The sequence below is a fragment of the Rickettsiella endosymbiont of Dermanyssus gallinae genome, assembly GCF_019285595.1.
Lineage (GTDB): Bacteria > Pseudomonadota > Gammaproteobacteria > Diplorickettsiales > Diplorickettsiaceae > Rickettsiella_B.
The window spans coordinates 601,342-625,256 of the sequence record NZ_CP079094.1; the positions used below are offsets into that span (position 1 = coordinate 601,342).

General features: G+C 42.1%; 23 protein-coding genes and 1 pseudogene. 16 read left to right on the forward strand and 8 right to left on the reverse strand.

Annotated elements, in window-relative coordinates; all coding sequences use genetic code 11:
* The first annotated feature begins 9 nt into the window (after positions 1-9).
* The 9 genes from KX723_RS03075 to KX723_RS03115 all read left to right on the forward strand — a co-directional run bounded on the left by KX723_RS03075 (position 10) and on the right by KX723_RS03115 (position 11,817).
* A complete protein-coding gene (locus KX723_RS03075; RefSeq protein ID WP_218814617.1) occupies positions 10-348 on the forward strand; it encodes a type IV secretion IcmS family protein in 339 nt (112 codons plus the stop codon).
* A gap of 71 nt (positions 349-419) precedes the next feature.
* Positions 420-3,557: a bifunctional proline dehydrogenase/L-glutamate gamma-semialdehyde dehydrogenase PutA gene (gene putA / locus KX723_RS03080; RefSeq protein ID WP_218814618.1), complete on the forward strand. Its 3,138-nt coding sequence runs from the start codon at positions 420-422 to the stop codon at positions 3,555-3,557.
* A 3-nt stretch (positions 3,558-3,560) separates the two neighbouring features.
* Positions 3,561-4,733 (forward strand): cation:proton antiporter, encoded by a 1,173-nt coding sequence (locus KX723_RS03085; protein WP_218814619.1) that lies wholly within the window; start codon positions 3,561-3,563, stop codon positions 4,731-4,733.
* A gap of 92 nt (positions 4,734-4,825) precedes the next feature.
* A complete protein-coding gene (gene ampE / locus KX723_RS03090; protein ID WP_218814620.1) occupies positions 4,826-5,569 on the forward strand; it encodes a regulatory signaling modulator protein AmpE in 744 nt (247 codons plus the stop codon).
* Positions 5,570-5,786: 217 nt separating this feature from the next.
* Positions 5,787-8,462, forward strand: a complete 2,676-nt coding sequence (aceE, locus tag KX723_RS03095; protein WP_218814621.1) for a pyruvate dehydrogenase (acetyl-transferring), homodimeric type — start codon at positions 5,787-5,789, stop codon at positions 8,460-8,462.
* A gap of 12 nt (positions 8,463-8,474) precedes the next feature.
* Positions 8,475-9,776, forward strand: coding sequence for a dihydrolipoyllysine-residue acetyltransferase (gene aceF / locus KX723_RS03100; protein ID WP_218814622.1), 1,302 nt, complete (start codon positions 8,475-8,477; stop codon positions 9,774-9,776).
* A 154-nt stretch (positions 9,777-9,930) separates the two neighbouring features.
* Entirely contained in the window at positions 9,931-11,370 is a 1,440-nt protein-coding gene (lpdA, locus tag KX723_RS03105) for a dihydrolipoyl dehydrogenase (RefSeq protein ID WP_218814623.1), read from the forward strand.
* Positions 11,367-11,537: a hypothetical protein gene (locus tag KX723_RS03110; protein ID WP_218813323.1), complete on the forward strand. Its 171-nt coding sequence runs from the start codon at positions 11,367-11,369 to the stop codon at positions 11,535-11,537. The genes lpdA and KX723_RS03110 overlap by 4 nt, the downstream gene beginning before the upstream one ends.
* Positions 11,538-11,574: 37 nt before the next feature.
* Positions 11,575-11,817, forward strand: a complete 243-nt coding sequence (locus KX723_RS03115) for a hypothetical protein (protein WP_218814624.1) — start codon at positions 11,575-11,577, stop codon at positions 11,815-11,817.
* A 65-nt stretch (positions 11,818-11,882) separates the two neighbouring features.
* Here KX723_RS03115 and recG read toward each other — a convergent pair whose 3' ends face one another.
* Positions 11,883-14,003 carry an ATP-dependent DNA helicase RecG gene (gene recG, locus KX723_RS03120; protein ID WP_218814625.1) on the reverse strand — a complete coding sequence of 707 codons (2,121 nt, stop codon included), beginning with the start codon at positions 14,001-14,003 and terminating at the stop codon, positions 11,883-11,885.
* An 86-nt stretch (positions 14,004-14,089) separates the two neighbouring features.
* Between recG and accB the strand changes: the two genes are divergently transcribed.
* The 6 genes and pseudogenes from accB (at position 14,090) to hemA (ending at position 18,432) form a co-directional block, all read left to right on the forward strand.
* Entirely contained in the window at positions 14,090-14,518 is a 429-nt protein-coding gene (gene accB, locus KX723_RS03125; RefSeq protein ID WP_218814626.1) for an acetyl-CoA carboxylase biotin carboxyl carrier protein, read from the forward strand.
* A gap of 45 nt (positions 14,519-14,563) precedes the next feature.
* Positions 14,564-15,904, forward strand: a complete 1,341-nt coding sequence (gene accC, locus KX723_RS03130) for an acetyl-CoA carboxylase biotin carboxylase subunit (RefSeq protein ID WP_218814627.1) — start codon at positions 14,564-14,566, stop codon at positions 15,902-15,904.
* A gap of 4 nt (positions 15,905-15,908) precedes the next feature.
* Positions 15,909-16,493: a 50S ribosomal protein L11 methyltransferase gene (locus tag KX723_RS03135; protein WP_218814628.1), complete on the forward strand. Its 585-nt coding sequence runs from the start codon at positions 15,909-15,911 to the stop codon at positions 16,491-16,493.
* Entirely contained in the window at positions 16,441-16,611 is a 171-nt protein-coding gene (locus KX723_RS03140) for a hypothetical protein (RefSeq protein ID WP_218813315.1), read from the forward strand. Before KX723_RS03135 ends, KX723_RS03140 begins: the two co-directional genes overlap by 53 nt.
* An 87-nt stretch (positions 16,612-16,698) precedes the next feature.
* Positions 16,699-17,058, forward strand: a pseudogene (locus KX723_RS03145) (50S ribosomal protein L11 methyltransferase); the annotation flags it as partial.
* Between the two features lie 123 nt (positions 17,059-17,181).
* Complete coding sequence (gene hemA, locus KX723_RS03150) at positions 17,182-18,432, forward strand: glutamyl-tRNA reductase (RefSeq protein WP_218814630.1); 1,251 nt, start codon at positions 17,182-17,184, stop codon at positions 18,430-18,432.
* A gap of 113 nt (positions 18,433-18,545) precedes the next feature.
* On the opposite strand, the gene KX723_RS03155 is transcribed toward hemA, so the two are convergent.
* Both KX723_RS03155 and KX723_RS03160 read right to left on the reverse strand, forming a co-directional pair.
* The gene (locus KX723_RS03155; protein WP_218814631.1) at positions 18,546-18,695 is read right to left on the reverse strand and encodes a hypothetical protein; all 150 of its coding nucleotides are present in this window, start codon (positions 18,693-18,695) and stop codon (positions 18,546-18,548) included.
* Positions 18,696-18,802: 107 nt separating this feature from the next.
* Positions 18,803-19,186, reverse strand: coding sequence for a hypothetical protein (locus KX723_RS03160; RefSeq protein WP_218814632.1), 384 nt, complete (start codon positions 19,184-19,186; stop codon positions 18,803-18,805).
* Between the two features lie 294 nt (positions 19,187-19,480).
* On the opposite strand from KX723_RS03160, the gene KX723_RS03165 reads away from it, so the two are divergent.
* Positions 19,481-19,651 (forward strand): hypothetical protein, encoded by a 171-nt coding sequence (locus KX723_RS03165; protein ID WP_218813323.1) that lies wholly within the window; start codon positions 19,481-19,483, stop codon positions 19,649-19,651.
* Between the two features lie 11 nt (positions 19,652-19,662).
* Here the strand turns inward: KX723_RS03165 and KX723_RS03170 are convergent, their stop codons facing one another.
* The 5 genes from KX723_RS03170 to KX723_RS03190 all read right to left on the reverse strand — a co-directional run bounded on the left by KX723_RS03170 (position 19,663) and on the right by KX723_RS03190 (position 23,743).
* Positions 19,663-20,157, reverse strand: coding sequence for a hypothetical protein (locus KX723_RS03170; protein ID WP_218814633.1), 495 nt, complete (start codon positions 20,155-20,157; stop codon positions 19,663-19,665).
* Between the two features lie 51 nt (positions 20,158-20,208).
* Entirely contained in the window at positions 20,209-20,778 is a 570-nt protein-coding gene (locus KX723_RS03175; RefSeq protein ID WP_246562519.1) for an ABC-type transport auxiliary lipoprotein family protein, read from the reverse strand.
* 177 nt (positions 20,779-20,955) lie between these two features.
* Positions 20,956-21,756, reverse strand: a complete 801-nt coding sequence (locus KX723_RS03180) for an MlaD family protein (protein ID WP_218814635.1) — start codon at positions 21,754-21,756, stop codon at positions 20,956-20,958.
* Positions 21,746-22,534: an ABC transporter ATP-binding protein gene (locus KX723_RS03185; protein ID WP_218814636.1), complete on the reverse strand. Its 789-nt coding sequence runs from the start codon at positions 22,532-22,534 to the stop codon at positions 21,746-21,748. The genes KX723_RS03180 and KX723_RS03185 overlap by 11 nt, the downstream gene beginning before the upstream one ends.
* 72 nt (positions 22,535-22,606) lie before the next feature.
* Positions 22,607-23,743: an ABC transporter permease gene (locus KX723_RS03190; RefSeq protein WP_218814637.1), complete on the reverse strand. Its 1,137-nt coding sequence runs from the start codon at positions 23,741-23,743 to the stop codon at positions 22,607-22,609.
* Between the last annotated feature and the right edge of the window lie 172 nt (positions 23,744-23,915).

Sequence of the window (23,915 nt, forward strand, 5' to 3'; positions counted from 1 at the left end):
GGACCTATCATGGAATTAAAAAAAAGCTTGCATGCGATTGCAAAAACCTTGAAAGCGACTTTTACGCTGAATGGGCGGGTCATTACCTATGAAGAGGTTTTCTCTGAAGTGGGCTTATTGCCAGCTATTGCGCGTAGGGCCGATCAACTCTGCTCTTTATGCTTGGGTTATGGGATCGGTGTTAGTTTCCATGAAGTGGAGCGATCTTTGTTAGGGGTCAAGGCCAGCTTTGACGAAGTGACACCTAATATTCTACGTTACCTTTGTATTACGGATGTTATCTGTGAATTGATTCAAAGCGGTGGTTCTACGACACAAACCCCGCTGGATGAATTGATGTACGATTAGGTTCAAAACAGCGATGTAACCAGACATCGATTAATAAAAAAATAATTTTTGTATTCTTTTACGAGGTTCGGATGTTGTTTTCCCCAGAGTCAGAGAACAAAACTCCTTTACGGGCAGCGATTGCGAAGGCTTATTATGCCGACGAGACAGACGTTGTCCATCAATTAATTGAAGCGGCGGCGCTACCCAATGATGCCACCTTAAACATAGCGAGGGTTGCGCGTGGTTTAGTGGAACAAATTCGCTCGAAACGCCTATCTAAGGGCGGTTTGGATGCTTTTCTGTATGAATATGATTTATCGAGCCAGGAAGGTATCGCCTTAATGTGTTTGGCCGAAGCGCTGTTACGTATTCCGGATAGCACCACGATCGATGCACTCTTAGAAGATAAAATCAGTAACGCGGATTGGGCTTCTCATCTTGGTCAAAGTTCTTCTTTTTTTGTCAATGCCAGCTCCTGGGGGCTTTTGCTAACCGGTAAATTACTCAAGTCCGATGAACAAGGTGGTTTAAATGGTTTATTGCGTCGTTTTATGGGACGCACCAGTGCACCTATTATTCGTAAGGCGGTTAAACAGGCCATGCAGTTACTGGGTAAGCAGTTTGTTATGGGCCAGACAATCGCTGAAGCGCTTAAACGTGCTAAAGATCAGGAAGCAAAAGGCTATCGTTTTTCTTATGATATGTTGGGCGAAGCGGCACGTACCGAAAGAGATGCAGAGCGCTATTTCCTAGCCTATCAAAACGCCATTGATGCGATTGGCAAAGTCGCATTAGGAAAATCCTTGAATGATGCACCGGGTATTTCTATTAAATTGTCGGCGTTGCATCCTCGTTATGAACTCGCCAAAGAAAGTACCGTGGTACCTTTTCTTATCGAACGTCTCAAACGTTTAGCGATACAAGCCAAAGAAAATAATATTAGTTTAACCGTGGATGCTGAAGAGGCCGATCGTTTAGATATTTCTTTAGATATTATCGGTGCTGTGTTTTGTGATCCAGCATTAGCAGGTTGGGAAGGATTTGGTCTGGCTGTTCAATCTTATCAAAAACGTGCTCCTTTTGTGCTGGATTGGTTAATTGATTTAAGCCAAAAACAAGGCAAGCGTTGGATGGTACGATTGATTAAAGGCGCGTATTGGGACACAGAAATTAAAATTGCACAAATTAGGGGTTTAAAAGCTTATCCGGTCTTTACGCGTAAGAGTTCGACGGATGTTTCTTTTGTTGCGTGTGCTAAAAAATTATTAGCGCATAGCAAAGAGATATACCCTCAATTTGCTACACATAATGCTTATACCTTGGCAACGGTGTTGCAGTTGGCTGGAAAAAATCGCGATTTTGAGTTTCAGTGTTTGCATGGCATGGGTTACACCTTATATGACCATATTGTAGGGCTTGAACATCTTAATATTCCTTGTCGCGTTTATGCGCCGGTAGGCGGTCATGAAGACTTACTTGCTTATTTAGTCAGACGTTTATTAGAAAATGGTGCGAATACTTCGTTTGTTAATCGTATTGTTGATCCCTCTGTGCCTATTGAAGAGATGTTGATTGATCCGGTTAATAAAGTGAAACAAGTGAAATCAATTCCACATCCAAAGATTCCTTTACCGGTTAATATTTATGGTGAAGGGCGTAAAAACGCGCTGGGAATTGATTTTTCTGATACTGAATCGTGGCAGGTATTGTCACAACAAATAGAAGAAGCGTCTAAAAAACATGAAGTGGCAGGGCCTGTTATTGACGGGCAATTAGAAGAAGGCGAAAAGAAACGCTCGATGGTCAATCCGGCACAAACCCAACAGATCATCGGTGAAGTGAGCTTAGCCAATTTAGCGCAACTCGAAAAAGCCCTGAATAGCGCTGATAAGATATCGCATCATTGGGCAAATACACCGGTAGAAGAAAGGGCGGCTTGTCTTGAGCGTGCAGCGGATCTTTTTGAGAAAAGAACCGCCGAATTTATGGCATTAGCGGTTCGTGAAGGTGGAAAGGCGTTACCGGATGCGATTGCCGAAGTACGTGAAGCGATTGATTTCTGTCGTTATTATGCCATGCGTGCGCGTTTGGATTTGGTACCGCAATTGTTACCGGGCCCTACCGGCGAAGAAAACTGGTTGAGTTTTCAAGGGCGTGGCGTGATTGCTTGTATTAGTCCTTGGAATTTCCCGCTGGCCATTTTTATTGGCCAAATAACAGCGGCGTTAGTCGCCGGTAATGCAGTGATTGCAAAACCAGCGGGTCAAACGCCGCTGATTGCCGCCGCCGCGATTCGTTTATTGCACGAAGCGGGCATTCCAGGTCAAGTATTACATTTAATACCGGCTAGTGGTGCGGTCGTAGGGCCAAAATTAACCCTAGACCCGCGTATTAAAGGTATCGTATTTACCGGTTCAACAGAAACTGCACGTGAAATTAATCAAGGTTTGGCAAGCCGTACTGGCGGTATCTTACCGTTTATTGCCGAAACCGGCGGTCAAAATGCCATGATTGTTGATTCTTCCGCATTGATTGAACAAGTAGTAGCGGATGCTTTAAATTCAGCTTTCGGTAGTGCAGGGCAACGTTGTTCGGCCTTGCGTGTCTTATTCGTACAAAATGAAATAGCCGATAAATTAATTGAAATGCTTTGTGGTGCAATGGCTGAACTACAGTTAGGTAATCCAGCAAAATTGTTTACTGATGTAGGGCCTGTTATTGATCAAGCCTCTAAGAAAACTTTACAAGAACATTTTGAGCGCATGAAAGCAGAAGCGACATTGCTTTATCAAGTTGCTATGCCAGATGGTGTTGATGAAACTAACTTTTTCCCACCGGCGTTATTTCAATTGGATAATTTAGAGCAGTTAAAGCGAGAAGTATTCGGTCCTATCTTGCATGTGATTCGTTATGCGGCAAAAGATCGTGATGCGGTGATAGCCTCTATCAACCAGACCGGTTATGGCTTAACACTGGGAATACAAAGTCGTATTCAAAATACAGTTAATACGATTACACGCAATGTGCATGTGGGTAATCAATACGTCAATCGGACAATGATAGGTGCAGTTGTGGGGGTACAACCTTTTGGTGGCGAAGGTCTATCTGGAACAGGACCAAAAGCAGGCGGTCCTTATTATCTTCCTCGATTATGTGTGGAGCGTTCATTGTCTATTAATACCACTGCAGCAGGAGGTAACGCCTCACTGTTGTGCTTAGAGGAGTAATGGATGGATCATAGTTTCGTTTTTTCTACCTTTGTCATTTTTACCGGTGCAGCCGTCTTAGCGACGATTGCACTTTATACCCGTCAATCTTTATTAGTCGCCTATATATTGCTAGGTGTGATTTTTGGTCCCAGCGGATTAAAGTTAGTACCTAATATAGGCGTTGCGCGTGACATTGGCGATATTGGCATTATATTCCTGTTGTTTTTAGTGGGTTTAGATCTGACGCCGCAAGAGTTTTTGCATAGTTTGAAAAAAACCGCCTTAGTGACATTGGTGTTTAGTGCTTTATTTACGACGATTGGATTTGCCGTCGGTTATCTATTTAGTTTTACCGCGTTAGAAAGTTTGCTGATAGGCGCAAGCTTAATTTTTTCCAGTACCATCATTGGTTTAAAATTATTACCGACACTGGCCTTACATAATAAACCCATCGGTGAAACGATCATCAGTGTTTTATTGTTACAAGATTTATTAGCGATTGTGATGTTGTTATTAGTGCATGGTGCACACCTCACTGGTTCTAAATGGGCTGATTTAGGATTAACGCTCATTACTTTTCCTTTGTTATTGGGTTTTGCTTTTGTCGTACAACATTATTTTATTAGCAAACTCTTTATGCGTTTTGACCGCGTTAAAGAATACCTTTTCTTAGTTGCATTGGGTTGGTGTTTAGGTTTAGCAGAATTATCGCGTGCCTTAGGGCTTTCAGCAGAAATAGGTGCTTTCTTAGCGGGTGTTTCTATTGCCGAAGGACCGATTGCGGTTTTTATTGCCGAGAACTTAAAACCATTGCGTGATTTTTGTTTGATTATGTTTTTCTTTGCGATTGGCGCGAGCTTCGATCTGCATTATTTGCCACAAGTCATTGTTCCTGCGCTTTTACTCGCCGGTTTAGTATTATTGATTAAACCGTGGTTGTTTCAAGTATTACTGCGTTGGTCAGGTGAGAAAAGAAATATTGCGCGCGAAGCGGGTGTACGTTTAGGGCAGGCGAGCGAGTTTTCTTTATTGATTGCTTATTTAGCGGCAGAGGCTACACCGGCTTTAATTGGTGGGAAAGCCAACTATCTTATTCAAGCGGCCACTATTTTGACGTTTATTGGCTCGTCTTATTGGGTGGTTTTACGTTATCCTACACCATTGGCCTTGGATGATAAGTTGCGTGTCGATTAAACGACAGTACTGAATCGAAGTGCTATAGTGTGAATTCTATTTTATTTACTGAATAAAAATTATTCAGGAATAAGCAGGAGCTGGAGAATTTTATGACCTTCATTACGTTATTATTGTGTTTAAGTATAGAGCGGTTTTTGCACAAAGGTAATTTGCTTGCTCGCTTTAATTGGTTTGAACAGTATGTGGGTAAAGTACATCAACTGACCCACAACCAGAGTTGGGCACAACAGGATTATATTGCTTTAGCGCTGGTGGTGTTGCCTATTGTTATACCGGTTGCACTTCTTTATGGTTTGAGTGCATTTATTGTGCATGGCTTGCTCGCTTTTCTGATTGGTGCCCTTGTACTTTTTTATTGTTTGGGCCCGATGAATATTTCTGAAACAGAAAAGGTCCATCAACCCCTATTTTGGCAAACGAATGAAACTTTATTTGCGGTTATTTTTTGGTTTGCTGTATTAGGACCGATTGCGGCGCTCGTTTATCGTTTAGTTGAACGTTCTGCACATATCCATGCCAGTTATCCTGCATTAGGCAAGGCAGCTGGTCAGGTACTTGCTGTTCTAGACTGGTTACCTGTTCGCTTATTCGCTATCCTTTTCGCTCTGGCAGGTAACTTTGTGAACACTTGTCAATTTTGGTTAGATTACTTATTAAGAGATTTATCTTTGAATCGTGAATTGATTGAAAAAAGTGGACGTATTGCCTTAGGTTTAGAAGAAAACATTGAATTAAGCGCAGAAAATTACCCTCAGGCCTTAAAATTGATTGACCGGTCTTTAGTTATTTTCTTAGTTATTGTGTTTGCTGTTACCTTAGGCGTGCTGTTATAACGGCGCACGCATCTCTACTTTAATGGTAATTAAGGTAGAATATCGAGCAACGCGTTATACTCACAGCAATTGGATTTTTGGCAAGGCGCCGCGAAAACGAGCCACCGCCGTGTATAGATGATACATGAGGATGGCGAGTTGAGCGGGAACACCGCCAAAAATTCAAGTGCGAAGAGTATGTATTATAAAAATATATTTTTGAGGGCAGCTACTATCCATGACGCAGCGAACTTTACACCTAGATTCTGATCCCATTGAGACCAAAGAGTGGTTAGATGCCCTATTGTCCGTCTTAAAGGTCGAAGGCGCTGAGCGGGCTGAATTCCTCGTACAACAGCTTATCGATAAAGCACGACAGCAAGGTGTAGCACTACCCGGTGCGTTAACAACACCCTATATCAATACCATTCCCGTGAGTCGCGAAGCGGCTTTTTCCGGCGATAAAAAACTAGAACACCGTATCGCAGCGTTAATTCGTTGGAATGCGGTCATGATGGTGTTACGGGCAGGGAAAGTGTCTTCTGAGTTGGGTGGGCATATTGCGACCTATGCGTCGGCTGCCACCTTATATGAAGTAGGGTTTAATCATTTTTGGCATGCGGCTTCTGAGCAGCATGGTGGTGATTTACTTTATATACAAGGTCATTCCTCACCCGGTATTTATGCCAGAGCCTTTTTAGAAGGTCGATTAAACGAAACACAGCTGACGCACTTTCGACAAGAAATAGGTGGAAAAGGCATCACCTCTTACCCACATCCGTGGTTAATGCCCGATTTTTGGCAGTTTCCTACAGTTTCTATGGGTTTAGGGCCTATGCAGGCTATCTATCAAGCCCGCTTTTTAAAATATCTACAGAATCGTGGTTTGCAGAATACACAGAATAGAAAAATATGGATGTTTTGTGGTGATGGTGAAATGGATGAACCTGAATCATTAGGTGCACTTTCGGTTGCAGGACGAGAAAAACTGGATAATCTTATTTTTGTGGTTAATTGCAACTTACAACGATTAGATGGACCGGTACGTGGTAATGGTAAAATTGTCCAAGAATTAGAAGGTGTATTTCGTGGTGCAGGTTGGAACGTTATTAAAGTGCTTTGGGGTAGTGCTTGGGATGCACTGTTGGCAAAAGACAAACAAGGTTTGTTACAACAGGTGATGATGGAAACCATTGACGGTGAATATCAAAATTTCCGTGCTAAAGATGGTGCCTATATTCGTGAACATTTTTTTGGTAAATGTCCTGAACTAAAGGCGTTGGTTGCTGATATGAGTGATGAAGATCTCTGGCACTTAAAGCGTGGCGGACATGATATTCAGAAAGTATATAGCGCTTATAAAGCAGCGGTTGAACACACGGGTCAGCCCACAGTTATTTTAGCTAAAACGATCAAAGGCTATGGTATGGGAACGGCGGGTGAAGGACAGAACATTACTCACCAGCAAAAGAAGATGACCCACGAACAGTTATTAGCCTTTAGGGATCGATTCAAGTTGGCGATGAGTGATGAAGAGGTGGAAAGCTTAAGTTTCCATCATCCTGGAAAAGAAAGTCCCGAGATTAAATATCTACAAGAGAATCGTAAAAAATTAGGTGGTTATTTACCCGCGCGACGTTCGCGCTGCGATGAAACGATGACCGCGCCATCGCTGGATCACTTTGCTAATCCATTACAAGGATCGAATGATCGTGAAATTTCTACCACCATGGTGTTTGTTGATATCTTACGGCATATTTTAAAAGATAAAACCTTGGGTCCTCGTGTTGTACCCATTGTTCCCGATGAATCGCGTACCTTTGGTATGGAAGGTTTATTTCGTCAGATTGGTATTTATTCGCCAGTAGGACAGTTATATAAACCAGTCGATGCCGATCAGCTGATGTATTACCGTGAAGATATAAAAGGCCAGTTATTAGAAGAAGGTATTAATGAAGGCGGTGCTTTTTGTTCATGGATGGCAGCAGCGACTTCTTATAGTACGAATAATTTAAGTATGATTCCTTTTTATATTTATTATTCGATGTTTGGTTATCAACGGGTTGGTGATTTTGTTTGGGCAGCCGGTGATATGCAAGCGCGCGGATTTATTTTAGGTGCAACCGCCGGTAGAACCACTTTAGCGGGCGAAGGTTTACAGCACCAAGATGGACATAATCTTTTATTTTTCTCGGTCGTGCCTAATTGTGTGGCCTACGATCCTTGTTTTGGTTACGAATTAACCGTCATCATTCAAGATGGTTTACGTCGTATGTTCGAAAAACAGGAAAATGTATTTTATTACCTGACCTTGATGAACGAAAACTATAAACAGCCTGCCTTACCTAAAGGAAGTGAAGAAGGCATTCTCAAGGGTATGTATTTGTTGTCGGAAAATAAGCAAGCCAATGAAAAGCATAAGCATGTGCAATTATTAGGATCCGGTACCATTCTCAATGAAGTCATTGCAGCGACTGAATTATTAGAAAAAGATTTTGGTGTGACGGCTGATATCTGGAGTGTGACCAGTTTTTCAGAATTACGTAAAGAAGCTTTGGCGGTTGAACGTGATAATTCACTTCATCCTAGTGCTCAAGCAAAACAAAGCTATGTCGCAAGCTGCTTATCTGAGCGCAAAGGCCCAGTGATTGCGGCGACTGATTATATTCGTTTAAATGCCGATCAAATTCGTGGTTTTATAAAACAAAATTACGTGGTATTGGGTACGGATGGTTATGGTCGCAGTGATACGCGTGAGAAACTGCGTGAATTTTTTGAAGTGAATCGTTTTTATATTGTTATTGCGAGCTTACATGCCTTATGTGCAGAGGGCGTGGTGAGTGCTAAGGACATTGAACACGCTATTACAAAGTATGCTATCGATACTAAAAAACCCAATCCTTTTACGGTCTAGAGGAGAATTCGTTTGTCTAATTTAAAAGAAGTCCGCGTACCTGATTTAGGTAACGTTTCTGGAGCGGCGATCATTGAAATACCGATTAAGGTGGGTGAGTCTATTCAAGCCGAACAGGCATTGATTACTTTGGAAAGTGATAAAGCCTCGATGGATATTCCTGCGCCCTTTGCAGGTAAAGTAAAGGAAATAAAAGTAAAAGTTGGTGATAAAGTTTCTAAAGGTGATTTTATCGTACTGCTAGAAACAGAAGCAGATACCGCGGTAGCAGAAGAAAAACCGGCAGCTAAAAAAGAAACCACAGAAACAGCCGCAGCAAACGTTCAGCAAGAAACAGCAAAACCAGCTGAAACTATAACTACAGTGGTAAACACCGAAGATACAGCGGTGTCATCGGAAGATGATGATCAAGGGGATGTGCATGCAGGGCCGGGTGTCCGCCGCTTAGCGCGAGAATTTGGATTGAATCTCAATCTAATAACGGGTACAGGTCAAAAAGGCCGTGTTGTAAAAGAAGATCTACAAAATTTTGTGAAATCTCGTTTAAATCAAACGGGTCAAAGCAGTGGTACGGGCGCGGGCTTGCCAAGTGCGCCACAAATTGATTTTAGTCAATTTGGTGAAACAGAAAATAAACCGCTATCGCGTATTAAAAAACTAAGCGCACAATATTTACATCGTAATTGGTTGCTGGTTCCGCATGTCACGCAGTTTAACGAGGCGGACATTACCGAGCTGGAAGCTTTTCGCAAAGCACAAGCTGCGTTTGCTGCAAAACAAAACGTTAAATTAACACCGCTCGTTTTTATTATGAAAGCGGTAGTCACAGCGCTGAAAGAATTTCCTGCGTTTAATGCGTCTTTATCAGCTGATGGCGAGCAATTAATTCTTAAAAAATACTTTCATATTGGTATTGCAGTCGATACGCCCGAAGGTTTAGTAGTGCCTGTTATAAGAGACGTTGATAAAAAAAGTCTTTTAGAATTAGCCAAAGAATTAGCCGAGGTGAGTAATAAGGCACGTTTAAAACAATTGAGCAGTGCCGATATGCAAGGTAGTTCGTTTACCATTTCCAGTTTAGGTGGTATTGGTGGTACGGCATTTACGCCGATTGTTAATCTGCCGGATGTGGCTATTTTAGGCGTATCCAAAGCGCAGTTTAAACCGCAATATCAAGACGGAGAATTTATTCCTCGTTTGATGTTGCCTTTGTGTTTATCGTATGACCACCGTGTTATCGATGGTGCAGAAGGTGCACGATTTAGCGTGTTTCTAGCGGATTGTTTATCGGATATCCGTCGCTGGTTGTTGTAGAGAATAGAGAGGGTCGTCATTGCGAGTGCGAAGCACGCGGCAATCCAGTATCATAATTTGATTTTTCCTGGATGGCCACGCTTATTACATTCGCTCGCCATGACGTGAGCAGAGAGAATAATTTTTTATATTTATAAGTTTTATAGAGGAAAATATGGCTGACTTAGAAACTAAAAAGACTGAAGTGCTGGTGTTAGGGAGTGGGCCAGGTGGTTATACGGCAGCTTTTCGTGCCGCTGATCTAGGGAAAAAAGTCATATTAGTGGAAAAGGATGCGACTTTGGGCGGTGTTTGCTTAAACGTGGGTTGTATTCCCTCTAAAGCGTTATTGCACGCCGCTAAAGTAATTGAAGATGCGGCCGCGATGAAAGAGTTTGGTGTAGAGTTTGGTGATCCAAAAATTGATATCAATAAACTCCGTACTTGGAAAGACAGTGTCGTTAAAAAGCTAACCGGTGGTTTATCTATGTTAGCCAAACAACGTAAAGTAGAAGTGATCCAAGGCGAAGGAAAATTTACGGCTAAAAATGAATTAACGATAAAAACCGCAACAGGTAATCAGGTCGTTCAATTTGAACAAGCCATTATTGCGGCGGGATCACAGCCAGTTCGTTTACCTTTCTTGCCAGATGATCCACGTATTATTGATTCAACCGGTGCGCTAGAACTGAAAGAAACAAAAGGCGATCTTTTAGTATTAGGTGGCGGTATTATTGGTATGGAAATGGCGACGGTTTATCATGCGCTAGGTGCTTCTATTACTGTAGTGGAAGGTGGCAGTCGAATTATTGGCGGTGCCGATGAAGATATTGTTAAGCCGCTGGCTAAACGCCTCAGTAAACATTATAAATTTATCCTCAATACACGCGTCACCAAAGTTGAAGCTAAAAAAGATGGCTTGTGGGTTAGTTTTGAAGGTGAGAATGCACCGGATAAACCACAACGTTATGATCGTATTTTATCCGCGGTAGGGCGTAAACCGAATGGAAAATTAATTGGTGCCGAAGTTTTAGGTATTGATATAGACGATCGCGGTTTTATTGCTGTGGATAAACAATTAAGAACAAAGGTCGATCATATTTTTGCGATTGGCGATATCGTAGGTAATCCTATGTTAGCGCATAAAGCAGTGGCTGAAGCGCGTGTTGCGGCTGAAGTGATTGCCGGTAAAAAACACTTTTTTGAACCGCGTTGTATTCCTTCGGTTGCATATACCGATCCAGAAATCGCTTGGGTTGGATTGACTGAAATGGAAGCCAAAGAAAAAAGTATTGCTTATGAAAAAGCCGTGTTTCCTTGGATGGCCAGCGGTCGTTCATTAGGTCAGGGACGTGATGAAGGTTTAACTAAATTATTATTTGATCCTAAAACACAACGTGTATTAGGCGCTGGCATTGTCGGTCCGAATGCCGGTGAATTAATTAGTGAAATTGCCTTAGCGATTGAAATGGGTTGTGAAGCGGAAGACATTGCATTAACGATACATCCGCATCCAACACTGTCTGAAACAGTGATGTTAGCCAGTGAAATATTTGAAGGCAGCATTACTGATCTTTACATGCCTAAAAAGAAAAAGGCAGAAGTCATACGATGAGACAGGAAAGCATTGTGAAAGCAATGCGAAGTCGAAGAGCCCGCGATAGGCGTGCGTTGACGGGCGAAGCAGGAAACGCATCACGCCGTAAAGTCATTTGTGGGAGGCACGGGCATGAACTCCGAAGGAGTGAGTGCGTGCCGGACGCAGGACGTATCGCGGCCTAATTTCAGTCGCGTCATGCGAACGAATTTCGGGGACACGATGGCCGAAATTCTTCGGGAGCATAGCGACTCACTTGAACAGATTCTTCCTTGGGTTAAAAAATTGAGTCAAACTGAAATAGATTCTATTGTAGGAGATGATGCTTATCTAACCTTCATACATAAAAAGGGCATAGCATTTACTTCCTCAAATAATAGTGCTTTTTTTCAAGTATGTAGAATAGCAGATGCGAGTGTTAATCCAAGCTTCCTTGAGAACTCATCGTCATTGCGAGCGCCGTAGGTGCGAAGCAATCCAGGGGAATAGGTAACTAAATTGCCACGCCCCGCAATGACGATATCGTTAATTTAAACCTTACTGCAATCCTGACTATTCGTTTTTGTCCAACGTTGAATGATAGGCGCGATTAAATCAGGATGTTTTCTGGTAATCGTGTCGCTAAGTCGCTCTACATGCGGTAGTAAGTAATAATCACGGCTCAGATCCGCAATGCGTAATTGTTGCCAGCCGGTTTGACGCAGCCCGTAGATTTCACCGGGTCCGCGTAGTTCTAAGTCATGCTGCGCAATCATAAAGCCATCATTCGTTTTTCTCATAATAGATAGACGTTTTTTTGCAATCGGCGATAAGCGTTCATAAAGTAATACACAAAAACTTTGTTGCTGATTTCTACCGACGCGTCCGCGTAATTGGTGAAGTTGTGCGAGTCCTAAGCGTTCTGCATTTTCTATGATCATTAAATTGGCGTTACCCACATCCACGCCGACTTCGATAACCGAAGTAGCAACGAGTACATCAATGTCATGGGCTTTGAATTTATGCATGATACTTTCTTTTTCTTCTGACGAAAGACGACCATGTATGAGTGCTAAACGTAAATCAGGTAAGTAGGATTGTAATAGTTTGAGTGTGCTTTTAGCCGCTTCATAGTGGACTAAATCGGATTCTTCAATCAGCGGACAGACCCAATACGCTTGTTTTTTTTGCAGGCAATTATTTCGAACACGTGCGATGACATCGGTGCGGTGTTTGGCTGAAAGCACAATAGTTTGTACCGGTAATCGGCCGGGTGGAAGTTCGTCAAGGAAAGAAAGTTCGAGATCGCAGAGTGAAGTCATGGCTAAAGTACGAGGAATCGGTGTTGCGGTCATAAATAATTGATGCGCCTGCAAGGCGTTAGTTTGTCCTTTTTCTAAAAGTGCTAAGCGTTGTTGTACACCAAAGCGGTGTTGTTCATCGACAATGATTAAACCAAGTTTTTTAAATTTAACCTGGGCTTGAAAAAGGGCGTGGGTACCAATCACGATTTGTGCTTTCCCCGTTTCTATCTCGGATAAAATTTTGCGTTTTTCTTTTGCTTTAAGTTTTGCACGCAAACAAACGACATGACAGCCTATAGGCGTTAGCCAACGATGAAAATGTTGATAGTGTTGTTCGCTTAAAATTTCAGTAGGCGCCATGATGGCCGCTTGGTAATGATTTTCAATGGCTTGAATGGCTGCAAAGGCGGCCACAACGGTTTTACCAGAGCCTACATCGCCTTGTAATAATCGCTGCATGGGATACGGTTTTTCCATGTCAGCGCTGATTTCTTGATTAACGCGTTGTTGAGCTGCGGTGAGTTGAAAAGGTAAGGCGGTAAGAAAACGCTTGGTTAATTGGTTTTTTGCGAGCAATGACGGCGCTACTTCTTGTTCACGATTTTTTTTGGTGGTTCGAACACTCAAGAAATGCGCAAGTAGTTCTTCTACAATGAGGCGTTGTTGTGCACGATGCTTTTTTGCGCTTAATGCATCAAGCGATGTATGGGGGGGTGGTTTATGTAAAAAATGTAAAGCGCTGATGAGATCAGGTAGTTGTAATAGTTTTAAAAGGGCTTTGGGTAAATAATCGCGGAAGTGATGTTGCGCGGTATTTTTATCGGGCGATGCAGGGTTTAATAACGAGAGTACTTGATGTATCAGTTTATTCCAGGTGCGTTGACTTAAACCCTGTGTACTGGGATACACCGCTGTGAGGTGAGGAGGTAAGGTAAATTCTTTATGGGGGCTTAAAAATTCATAATCGGGATGAACGATTTCTTGCTCAAAAAACTTCCTCGATGAGGCGCGTACTTCCCCAAAACAAAGCAAAATAGCGCCCGTTTTAAATTGCTGGCGCTGCGCTAAGGTTAAATGGAAGAACCGTAGCCCCAAGCTGCCGGTCTCGTCTTGTAGGCGACAATAGAGGCTTTGCTGGCGTTTGGAGGCGAATTTGCTCGTTACTTGAATAATAGTGCCTTTGACTAATACCTGTGTTCCGGATTTTAGCTGTTTGATGGGCGTTATCTGCGTCCTATCTTCGTAACGGTGAGGTAGGTGAAAGAGCAGATCTTGTAAGGTATGAATGCCGCATTTGGCCAAATAAGTGCTTATTTTTGGACCAACGCCTACCAGTGTTTGGCATTTTATTTGCGCTAGATTATTCATAGGGTTTCCCTAAAGACTAGTAAAGTACCATCGGATATGCTCCAATAAGCCGCTATTATTAGATTGAAAGAAGAGGCCCATTTTATATGGATTCGGAAAAAATTAATCAGCTTATTAAACTCCTTAATGAGAATAACTTAAGTGAAATCGAATTTACAGAAGGTGAGCAGTCAATACGGATTCAACGCCAATTGACACAAGCCGCCTCCTCGCAACCAGCGGCTATCCTTGCTCCTTCTGCGTTCCCGGCAAAAGATGATGCGCAAAAAGTGCCCGAGTCAGGTCATCACGTTCGTTCGCCTATGGTAGGAACGGTTTATTTAGCGCCAAATCCAGCGGCGGCTCCTTTTGTCGCCATAGGACAGACTGTTAAAGTAGGCGATGTGCTTTGCATTATTGAAGCCATGAAAATGATGAACCAAATTGAAGCGGATAAAGCGGGTGTCATTAAAAAAAGATTAGTCGAAAATGGAAATCCGGTTGAATTCAATCAACCTCTATTCATTATCGAATAAAAAAGTATATATGCAGGGCAGTATAGTCGCTAATAGGTAAAAATAATGCTGAATAAAGTTGTTATTGCAAATAGGGGTGAAATTGCTTTACGCATATTACGTGCCTGTAAAGAATTAGGTATACGCACAGTCGCTATTCATTCCGAGATCGATACGAATTTGAAGCACGCTAAATTGGCCGATGAAACGGTTTGTGTAGGGCCTGCTTCTGCGGCAGCCAGTTATTTAAATGTACCGGCGATTATTGCAGCGGCTGAGATTACCGATGCAACAGGTATTCATCCAGGTTATGGATTCCTATCTGAAAATGCCGATTTTGCAGAGCGTGTGGAACAAAGTGGTTTTGTTTTTATTGGTCCTACCGCCGAAACGATCCGGACAATGGGTGATAAAGTATCGGCTATTGCCGCGATGCGAAAGGCTAAAATACCTTGTGTGCCCGGTTCAGAAGGCGAATTAGATAACGATGATAAAAAAAATCTAAAAATTGCGCAAAAGATAGGTTACCCGGTACTTATCAAAGCTGCCGGTGGTGGTGGTGGACGTGGAATACGGGTGGTACACAGTGAAGCCGCTTTATTAAATGCTATTTCTTTAACACGTGCTGAAGCGGAAGCTAATTTTAAAAATCCCAGTGTTTATATGGAAAAATACTTGGTAACCCCCCGACACATTGAAATTCAGGTATTAGGGGATGGTCAAGGTAACGCCATTCATTTAGGCGAACGCGATTGTTCGATGCAGCGACGACACCAAAAAGTCATTGAAGAAGCGCCTGCACCGGGCGTGACTGAAAAACAACGCAATCAAATCGGTGAATTATGTGTGAAAGCCTGCCGTGAGATGAAATATCGTGGTGCAGGTACTTTTGAATTTCTGTATGAAAATGGAAATTTTTATTTCATTGAAATGAATACACGTATTCAAGTTGAACATCCTATTACCGAGGAAATCACGGGTATTGATTTAGTGCGTGAGCAACTACGTATCGCATCCGGTGAGTCATTGGATTATAAACAAAAAGAGATCACGTTCCGCGGTCATGCGATCGAATGTCGTATCAATGCCGAGGATCCCCGAACATTTTTACCTTCACCAGGGACGATTACACTGTACCATCCACCCGGCGGACCTGGGATCCGTGTTGATACCGCGATTTATACGGGATATCGTGTCCCCCCGAATTATGATTCGCTGATTGGTAAACTGATTGCGTATGGTGAAACACGAGAAATAGCCTTAGCGCGCTTACGTAATGCTTTAGATGAAATTGTTATTGAAGGGATTAAAACCAATATTCCTATGCACCAAGAGTTAGTGCGCGATCCTCACTTTATTCAAGGTGGTACCAATATTCATTATCTTGAAAAGCGTTTAACGCAGTAATGTTATGGCTTGGTTAGAACTTACTATTCAAACAAAAGAAAGCGATACTGAATCAGTCAGTGATTTTTTAGAGCAAGCCAACGCGGTTTCAATTACCTGGAAAGCCGCCGATGAACAAGCGTTGTTTGAACCTGATTTAAACACCTCGCCTTTGTGGCAACGTGTAGAGGTGAATGCATTATTTTCAGAAGACACGTCTATCTCCGACTTAATGGATGCATTGCAACGTGAATTTGATGACAAAACAATTTTAAAATCCAGTGTTAAAGTCGTTCTCGATAAATGTTGGGAACGTGTTTGGCTAGATGATTTTAAAGCCATGCGTTTTGGACAACGTTTATGGGTTTGCCCAACCACGATGGAAGCGCCTGATCCCTCGGGTGTTATCGTTCGATTAGATCCCGGTTTAGCCTTTGGTACCGGCACACATCCCAGTACCGCATTGTGTTTAGAATGGTTAGATGCCCATATGCAAAGCGGGCAAACGCTGATTGATTATGGATGCGGTTCCGGCATTTTAGCGATTGCGGCATTCGATGAGACAGGAAAGCATTGTGAAAGCAATGCGAAGTCGAAGAGCCCGCGATAGGCGTGCGTTGACGGGCGAAGCAGGAAACGCATCACGCCGTAAAGTCATTTGTGGGAGGCACGGGCATGAACTCCGAAGTAGTGAGTGCGTGCCGGACGCAGGACGTATCGCGGCCTAATTTCAGTCGCGTCATGCGAACGAATTTCGGGGACACGATGGCCGAAATTCTTCGGGAGCATAGCGACTCACTTGAAAATGCGGTGCAAAAAAAGTGTTTGCGGTTGATCATGATGAGCAAGCCATTGAAGCGACGCAAGCTAACGCGTTACAGAATGCTATTCCACCGGAGCAAATAAGCTGTTTATTTCCACAGCAATTGACGCAGGATATTAAAGCGGATGTACTGATGGCGGATATTCTTGCAAAACCCTTGATGGATTTAGCGAAGGTGTTTAAACAGCACCTGAAAAAAGACGGACTCTGTGTTTTGGCGGGCATCTTAAGTGAGCAAGTAGAAAGTATTCAGCAGCATTACGTTGAGCAAGGTTTTAGCTGTGTTGATATTCAACATAAGCATGAATGGGCAAGGATAGTCTTTTCTCTTCCAAATACTCTTCGCACTTGAATTTTTGGCTATGTTGCCGCTAGCCTCGCAATCCTCATGTATGTTGTATACACTGCGGTTGCTCGTTTTCACGGCGCCTTGCCAAAAATCCCATTACTGTGAGTATATAATTTTTAAACTTTTATGAATCTCGTTGCTTGTGGCATTAATCATGAAACGGCGCCTTTATCGCTGCGCGAGCAGCTTAGTTTTTCCTCGGACTATCTAGCCAGTTCTTTACAGGAACTTTTAAAAGAGACGCAGGCTGAAGAAGTCATGATTCTTTCAACCTGTAATCGTACCGAGTTTTATTGTATTAATGGCCAAGCGCAGCATACGTTGGATTGGTTATGTCGTACTAAGCATGCATCTAAAACGAGTTTGCAGAATCATTGGTACGTTTATCGCGAAGAAAATGCAGTACGTCATATTCTGCGTGTCGCCAGCGGTTTAGATTCGATTATTTTAGGTGAACCACAAATTACCGGGCAGCTTAAAACGGCTTTTTCTTTTGCCCATTCATTGGGTATGGCCGGCAATCAATTTAAACGTTTATTTCAGTATATCTTTAACGTGAGCAAACAAGTGCGCCATCAAACGGCTATTAGCGCGCATCCTGTTTCATTAGCTTTTTCTTTAGTGACATCCGCAAAATGTATTTTTGCAAATTTAGCCGATTCACGAGTGTTACTCATTGGCGCCGGAGAAACGATTTCTTTAGTGGCTAAACATCTGCTTTCGCAAGGCATTCAACATTTTTTGATTGCGAATCGTACGGCTAAGCATGCCAAGCGATTAGCGGTAATGGTAGGTGGTCAAACCATCGCTTTAAATGAAATTCCGCGCTATTTACCGGATGTTGACTTGGTTGTGACGGCAACCACTAGTCCATTACCTATCGTAGGCAAAGGCATGCTGGAAAGTGCCTTAAAAAAACGGCGTCGCCGTCCTTTATTTATGGCAGATTTAGGTATGCCGCGTGATATTGAAGCGGAAGTTAATCAACTAGAGGATGTTTATTTATATACCTTGAATGATTTGCAAAAAATGATTCAAAAAAATCAATCGCATCGTAAAGTAGAAGCGATAAAAGCCGAAGCGTTGATTGAAAATAAACTTCAAGAATATCTTGAATTATTACGCCTAAAAGAAGCAACGCCGATCATTCGTGCTTACCGGCAGCAAGCCGAACAGTGGCGTGACCAAGAATTAAAAAAGGCCTTTTCCTTATTAGAAAAAGGCCTTTCTACCGAAGAAGTAATGCAACGTTTAGCTCATGGGTTAACCAATAAATTATTGCATGTGCCGAGCGTTGCGTTACGTCAGGCGGCTACCTTAAATCAAAAAGAATTATTAGCAGCGGTTTTGCAATTATTTGATTTAAATCAAGTTTAGCCATAACCGTCATTGCGAGTGCCGTAGGTACGAAGCAATCCAATGGATGTAGAAAATATTAGTCTAGATTGCCACGCGCCTCCGGCGCTCGCAATGACGATGAGTTTTCCTCATTATCTAGGAGAAATCTTAGCTGTACTACTTTTAGCTTCTAAATCTTCTTGTTCGGCGTCGCTATGATTAACCGGCATATAGGTTTCTAGAGATTCTCTTCTTGAGATAGCATAATGTTCAGTCGTCAATAATCCACCGTGTTCTAACAATTCATCGCCCCAGGAAGTTTTTATGCGAATCTCGCTAGGCGTTGGGCTATTCGAGTTGTCGTGTTCTCCTAGAATAGAAATGACTTCATCATTAATTTCTATGGCTTTTATAGTGATTTTTTATAGAACTTGTGTTTAAAATTTTTTGATAACTGATCGAGATGGCCATAGTTTTTTTTGAAGGTGGTGATTGGCATGGCATATTCATTATAAATAGGCTTATTTTCGTTATCCTGTAAAGGATTGCCTTTTGAATCACGTAGTTCTGTCATATTTCTTACGATAACCATATCCTTTGATGAAATACATTCTGTTTCGGCTTTACAGCCAAGTAAATTGTTTGCATCATAGATATAGGTTGTTAGTGTTGTGCCTATTTCATTGGCAGAGACGTGTCTTGCGAGTACGGGGGTTTTTTTTCTATATTCGCGCGCTTTTTTTTGGAAGAGAAGTTTGATTTTTTCAATACTAAAATAATCGCTTATTATCATAAATCACCCTTAATATTGTAATATCAGGGCGCATTGTACGAAAATAAAGGTGTTATATGCAAAAGCGAATAGGTGATAATTTCTTTGTTACATTAACAACTTGTTAAGTCACTGTTTAGGTCCAGTCCAAATAAAAAACAGCTATTTTTCTTGTCGCTATATTGGCAGAGCAATAGCCGAAAAAAATTGTTATTGAATTTTTATAGCTATTTTTTTATCTGTTACAGTTTCTAGCTCGTTATCGCGGCAAGTGCGAGAAGAGGCCGTATTAAAGAAGGCTAGCCCTTTCTTTCGATGAGACAGGAAAGCATTGTGAAAGCAATGCGAAGTCGAAGAGCCCGCGATAGGCGTGCGTTGACGGGCGAAGCAGGAAACGCATCACGCCGTAAAGTCATTTGTGGGAGGCACGGGCATGAACTCCGAAGGAGTGAGTGCGTGCCGGACGCAGGACGTATCGCGGCCTAATTTCAGTCGCGTCATGCGAACGAATTTCGGGGACACGATGGCCGAAATTCTTCGGGAGCATAGCGACTCACTTGTGTTTTCTTATTGCGAGCAATGACCGTTTGAATGCTTGGCATCATCTGGTTAACCACGGAACCAATGACGGTGTGTGCAAAATCCATACCTATTTTTTCTGCCGCCTTACGTCCATCTGAAGACCAATAAGCCGATTGATTATCGGGACGGCATCCTCCTTCTATGGGGGAAAATAGCTTTTTTAATTGTTGATATAAGATGGAAATTTTTTTCTCAATTTCGGGTGTCCAATTTATTTTATTATTTTCAGAAGGAAAATACGGCCTGTTTTTTAATTCTTTTTTTAATTCTATTAATAGGTTCAAAAACCCTTTAGCAATACGATGCTCATATCCCGCTTGAAGTTGTATTTTTTCGTGATCGACCTTGTTTCGTATCTGTCCCGCGAATTTCTGGGTCAGTAATATTTCCTTATTGATGACATTGCCCATTTTTTTACTTAGTAAAACTGATCGTAGCAATTATATACTTTGGTTACAGTACTATTCTGTCCAATTCAAACAAAAAACGGCTATTTTTCTTAATATTTTGCTTGTCGCCATATTGGCAGCAATCGCTGCACCGTGTGGATTATCCATCGGGGCGGGTTGTACCACCATAAAATCTTTTGTTGCAACAATGCGGTTGGTATGTGCATTAATTAATTGAACACGCATGGCAATGCGGAATTGACTAGGGTTGCTTCTAAATTCTTGCTGAAAACTTAATAGCTGTGTATTCAGAATCCAATCATAGTAAGTGGTGGCCGGTGTATTAATAATAGCCTGAAAATAACCGGTATTTTGTAATGATTTTATTAATAACGGATGCAGCATATGCGGTGGCGTATCGATCCAACGGTTTTGAGTAAAGTATTGGATCTGATAGCAGTCAGGACTATAGATCATGCGTGGATTACTGTAGAGCGCATTGGCGCGCGGTTGCGTGACTAATATCGTGCTGCGTGTTTTTTGTGTGGTTTGGCAAGCCGGTGGTAGTGCCGTCAGCGTATAATAGTGTAAGGGTTCTGTTGGGATAGGTTTAAACAGTGTGCAAGCGTGCAAGCTTAGCAAGCACGCGAGCAAAATAAAGAAGCGGCTTATTTTAAAGGGGATGTTGTTTATACTCACAGCAATTGGGTTTTCGGCAAGGCGCCGCGAAGATGAGCGACCGGAGTGTATGCAATATACATGAGGATTGCGAGTTGAGCGGGAACGCCGCCGAAAATTCAAGTGCGAAGAGTATAACATTTATTTTTCTCCTGGTCCCGGCGGCAGTGCCGTCTGGCCGCGTAATAATACGGCTGGATTTTGCTTTAGGCTATCCGAAAGTTCAAGTAAGTTATCACTCATTAGGGTTAAATTATCTAACACTTCGTTGGTAGACGGCAGTGTTCGTTGCGTTAAGGTCTCGATCAAAGAAGGAAATAATCGCGTTGATTTAGCGGTATTGATTAAGATGGTATCCAGTTGGTGGCTTTGTGCGGCTAAATGATCGGTGGTGGTATTTAAATTAGTGAGAATTTCTCTAAATAATTCAGTATTTTTTCCACCGAGTACACCGTTAATATCTTGGGTAATTTGATTCATGTTAATGGTTAACTGACTTAAGGCCGTATCTAAACGTACAAAAAGTGAAGGACTGGTTTTAATAATAGGATATTTTTCACCCGCTAAAACAGTGAGCGGGGTGGTATAGCTGTCACTGCCTTGTAAGGAAATATAAGTAATACCGGTTAAACCTTGGCTATTCAATGTTGCGCGGGTACCGGCGGTGATAGGGGTATGCTTTTCTATTTGTAAATATAATCGTACTTGTTCTGGGTTTTTACTCGACAAAACAATATCTTTTACACTCCCAACATCGACACCATTGTATTTTACGGAAGAATTGGTGGTTATACCGGCAACGGATTCGTTCATAATAACTAGATAGGTATTATATTGCTTGGTCGTAAAGCCGGTTGAAAGCCAGGTAATAAAAAGGATAAGCGCCACGATTAAAATAAGTACGAAAGCGCCTACGAGTGTGTAGCTGATTTTAGATTCCATGAGATTCCCCATAAAACTGTTTAGTAATGCGCCCTCTCGGTCCTTGAAAATAGGTGCGTATAGCCGGATCGGTTGATTGCGTTAGTTCTTCCATAGGGGCAAAGGCTAAAACAGTGCCTTCGCTTAAAAAAGCCACTTTATCGGTGATTTGCCATAAGGTGTCAAGATCATGCGTGACCATTAAAATGGTTAAGCCTAAAATATCGCGTAAAGTTAGCAGTAATTTATCAAATCCTTCGGCACCTTGTGGATCGAGTCCAGCGGTGAGTTCATCTAAGAGCAGTAATTCAGGATCCATCACTAAAGCACGCGCTAAAGCCGTGCGTTTAAGCATGCCGCCGCTGAGTTCAGAAGGATATTTAATTGCGGCGCTGAGGGGTAAACCGACGGCGGATAATTTTAATAAAGCGAGTTCATTAATCGTTTTATTGTCGAGTTGGCTGTGCTCATGCAATGGAAAAGCGATATTTTCTAAAACTGTTAAAGAAGTAAAAAGAGCCGACTGCTGGAATAAAACACCCCAACGGCATTTTAGAGCGATGGTTTCAGCGCTGGAAAGCTTTTTAAGGTTTTTTCCAAACACTTCAATAGTGCCAGAAGTCGGGGTTAATAATAATAAAATTTCACGAAGAATGGTTGATTTACCGGAACCACTGCTACCGACGATCGCAACGATCTCGCGGCGTTTAACCTCTAGATTAATGCCTTTATGTATCCATTGTCCTGCAATGGATACTTTAACGTTATCGAGTTTAATGACGAGGTCTGATGCGTTCATAATATAAAGTATAGTTGTCTTTGCCTGGATTGCCGCGCGCCTGCGGCGCTCGTAATGACGATAAATACGCCTTTAAATATTCAGCGTGCTGAATAAAATGGAAAAAAGTGCATCCGCTACAATAATAAAAAAAATGGATTGTACAACGCTACGCGTGGTTTGTTTTCCCACGCTATCGGCACTTCCACGTACACGTAACCCCTGAAAACAGGCCACACTGGAAATAATAAGCGCAAAAACGGGCGCTTTTCCTATGCCGATTAAAAGAGATGAAAGTTCAACCACTTTGGAGAAACGACGCAGGAAATCAATATAGCCAATATGCAGCATGGAATGTGTCATCGCCATACCACCGAGTATGCCAAAAATATCCGCCCATATGGTGAGCAGTGGTAGCGCTAAGGTTAATCCCCAAATTCGCGGTAAAATTAATAATTGATTGGGTAAGACGCCCATGGTGTTTAAGGCATCAATTTCTTCTTTAATTTTCATCATGCCAAGTTGTGCGGTGAAGGCGGAACCACTTCGTCCAGCAATCATAATCGCGGTGAGTAACGGTGCAAATTCGCGCAATATGGCTAAACCTAATAAATCGATAATGAATAGCGTTGCACCATAGTTTTTTAATTGGAAACCCATTTGATAGGTTAATACAATACCAATCATAAAAGATAATAAGGCAATGATACCTAATGCGCGTACCCCTGTATCCTCAAGCACACTCAGTAATGCTTTAAAGCGAAATTGTTTAGGATGAAAAAGGATAGTTAGGCCATCGATAAAGGATTGACCGATAAATTGCAGAAATGATTGTGCTTCCAATAATTGATCGATGGTCTTTTTGCCTAGATGTGCTAAACCCTTCAGCTCTTCGCGTTGAGGCGTATTTTTTAAGGGTTTGGCTATTTTTTGTATACCCGTATAAAGGGCCTGGTATTCGTCACGCAGACCTTGTAATTGTATCTCGCTTCCTTGCTTGATGAGTTGATTGATCCACTGGTTGAGTTGCCAGGCACCACTCGAATCCATGGCAGTAATGGCACTGGCATCTAGAATGAGCGGCGATATTTTTTGTTTATTTATTTTACTAAAAGATACGTCCAAGGTTTTTTGATTAATACCCGCCAGTGTCCATGCGCCCAGACACTGCAATTGATTTTTTTGACCTTCTTTGAATGAAAGTGAGGCGGGTGGTGTGGCGTTTGGCATAGTTTATAGTGTTAAAAAGTTAGCTCAGAAATCAGCATGCTTTTTATTGCAGGGGTTTTTTTAGAGTTTAGTCTATCACTAAAATTAATAAGCTTGAACTTGTTTATTTTATGTTCAATTAGAGCTTGAGGAAATCTTAATAATAAATAATTATTATGATACGTGATTTAGT

Bases quoted from the DNA above. Each gene is read 5' to 3' on its own strand.
- lpdA (WP_218814623.1), top strand. From the start codon at position 9,931: ATGGCTGACTTAGAAACTAAAAAGACTGAAGTGCTGGTGTTAGGGAGT.
- KX723_RS03190 (WP_218814637.1), bottom strand. From the start codon at position 23,743: ATGCCAAACGCCACACCACCCGCCTCACTTTCATTCAAAGAAGGTCAA.
- KX723_RS03085 (WP_218814619.1), top strand. From the start codon at position 3,561: ATGGATCATAGTTTCGTTTTTTCTACCTTTGTCATTTTTACCGGTGCA.
- KX723_RS03140 (WP_218813315.1), top strand. From the start codon at position 16,441: ATGAGACAGGAAAGCATTGTGAAAGCAATGCGAAGTCGAAGAGCCCGC.
- KX723_RS03165 (WP_218813323.1), top strand. From the start codon at position 19,481: ATGAGACAGGAAAGCATTGTGAAAGCAATGCGAAGTCGAAGAGCCCGC.
- ampE (WP_218814620.1), top strand. From the start codon at position 4,826: ATGACCTTCATTACGTTATTATTGTGTTTAAGTATAGAGCGGTTTTTG.
- KX723_RS03185 (WP_218814636.1), bottom strand. From the start codon at position 22,534: ATGAACGCATCAGACCTCGTCATTAAACTCGATAACGTTAAAGTATCC.
- KX723_RS03170 (WP_218814633.1), bottom strand. From the start codon at position 20,157: ATGGGCAATGTCATCAATAAGGAAATATTACTGACCCAGAAATTCGCG.
- recG (WP_218814625.1), bottom strand. From the start codon at position 14,003: ATGAATAATCTAGCGCAAATAAAATGCCAAACACTGGTAGGCGTTGGT.
- accC (WP_218814627.1), top strand. From the start codon at position 14,564: ATGCTGAATAAAGTTGTTATTGCAAATAGGGGTGAAATTGCTTTACGC.
- KX723_RS03115 (WP_218814624.1), top strand. From the start codon at position 11,575: ATGGCCGAAATTCTTCGGGAGCATAGCGACTCACTTGAACAGATTCTT.
- KX723_RS03135 (WP_218814628.1), top strand. From the start codon at position 15,909: ATGGCTTGGTTAGAACTTACTATTCAAACAAAAGAAAGCGATACTGAA.
- accB (WP_218814626.1), top strand. From the start codon at position 14,090: ATGGATTCGGAAAAAATTAATCAGCTTATTAAACTCCTTAATGAGAAT.
- KX723_RS03075 (WP_218814617.1), top strand. From the start codon at position 10: ATGGAATTAAAAAAAAGCTTGCATGCGATTGCAAAAACCTTGAAAGCG.
- aceE (WP_218814621.1), top strand. From the start codon at position 5,787: ATGACGCAGCGAACTTTACACCTAGATTCTGATCCCATTGAGACCAAA.
- KX723_RS03160 (WP_218814632.1), bottom strand. From the start codon at position 19,186: ATGATAATAAGCGATTATTTTAGTATTGAAAAAATCAAACTTCTCTTC.
- KX723_RS03180 (WP_218814635.1), bottom strand. From the start codon at position 21,756: ATGGAATCTAAAATCAGCTACACACTCGTAGGCGCTTTCGTACTTATT.
- putA (WP_218814618.1), top strand. From the start codon at position 420: ATGTTGTTTTCCCCAGAGTCAGAGAACAAAACTCCTTTACGGGCAGCG.
- hemA (WP_218814630.1), top strand. From the start codon at position 17,182: ATGAATCTCGTTGCTTGTGGCATTAATCATGAAACGGCGCCTTTATCG.
- KX723_RS03110 (WP_218813323.1), top strand. From the start codon at position 11,367: ATGAGACAGGAAAGCATTGTGAAAGCAATGCGAAGTCGAAGAGCCCGC.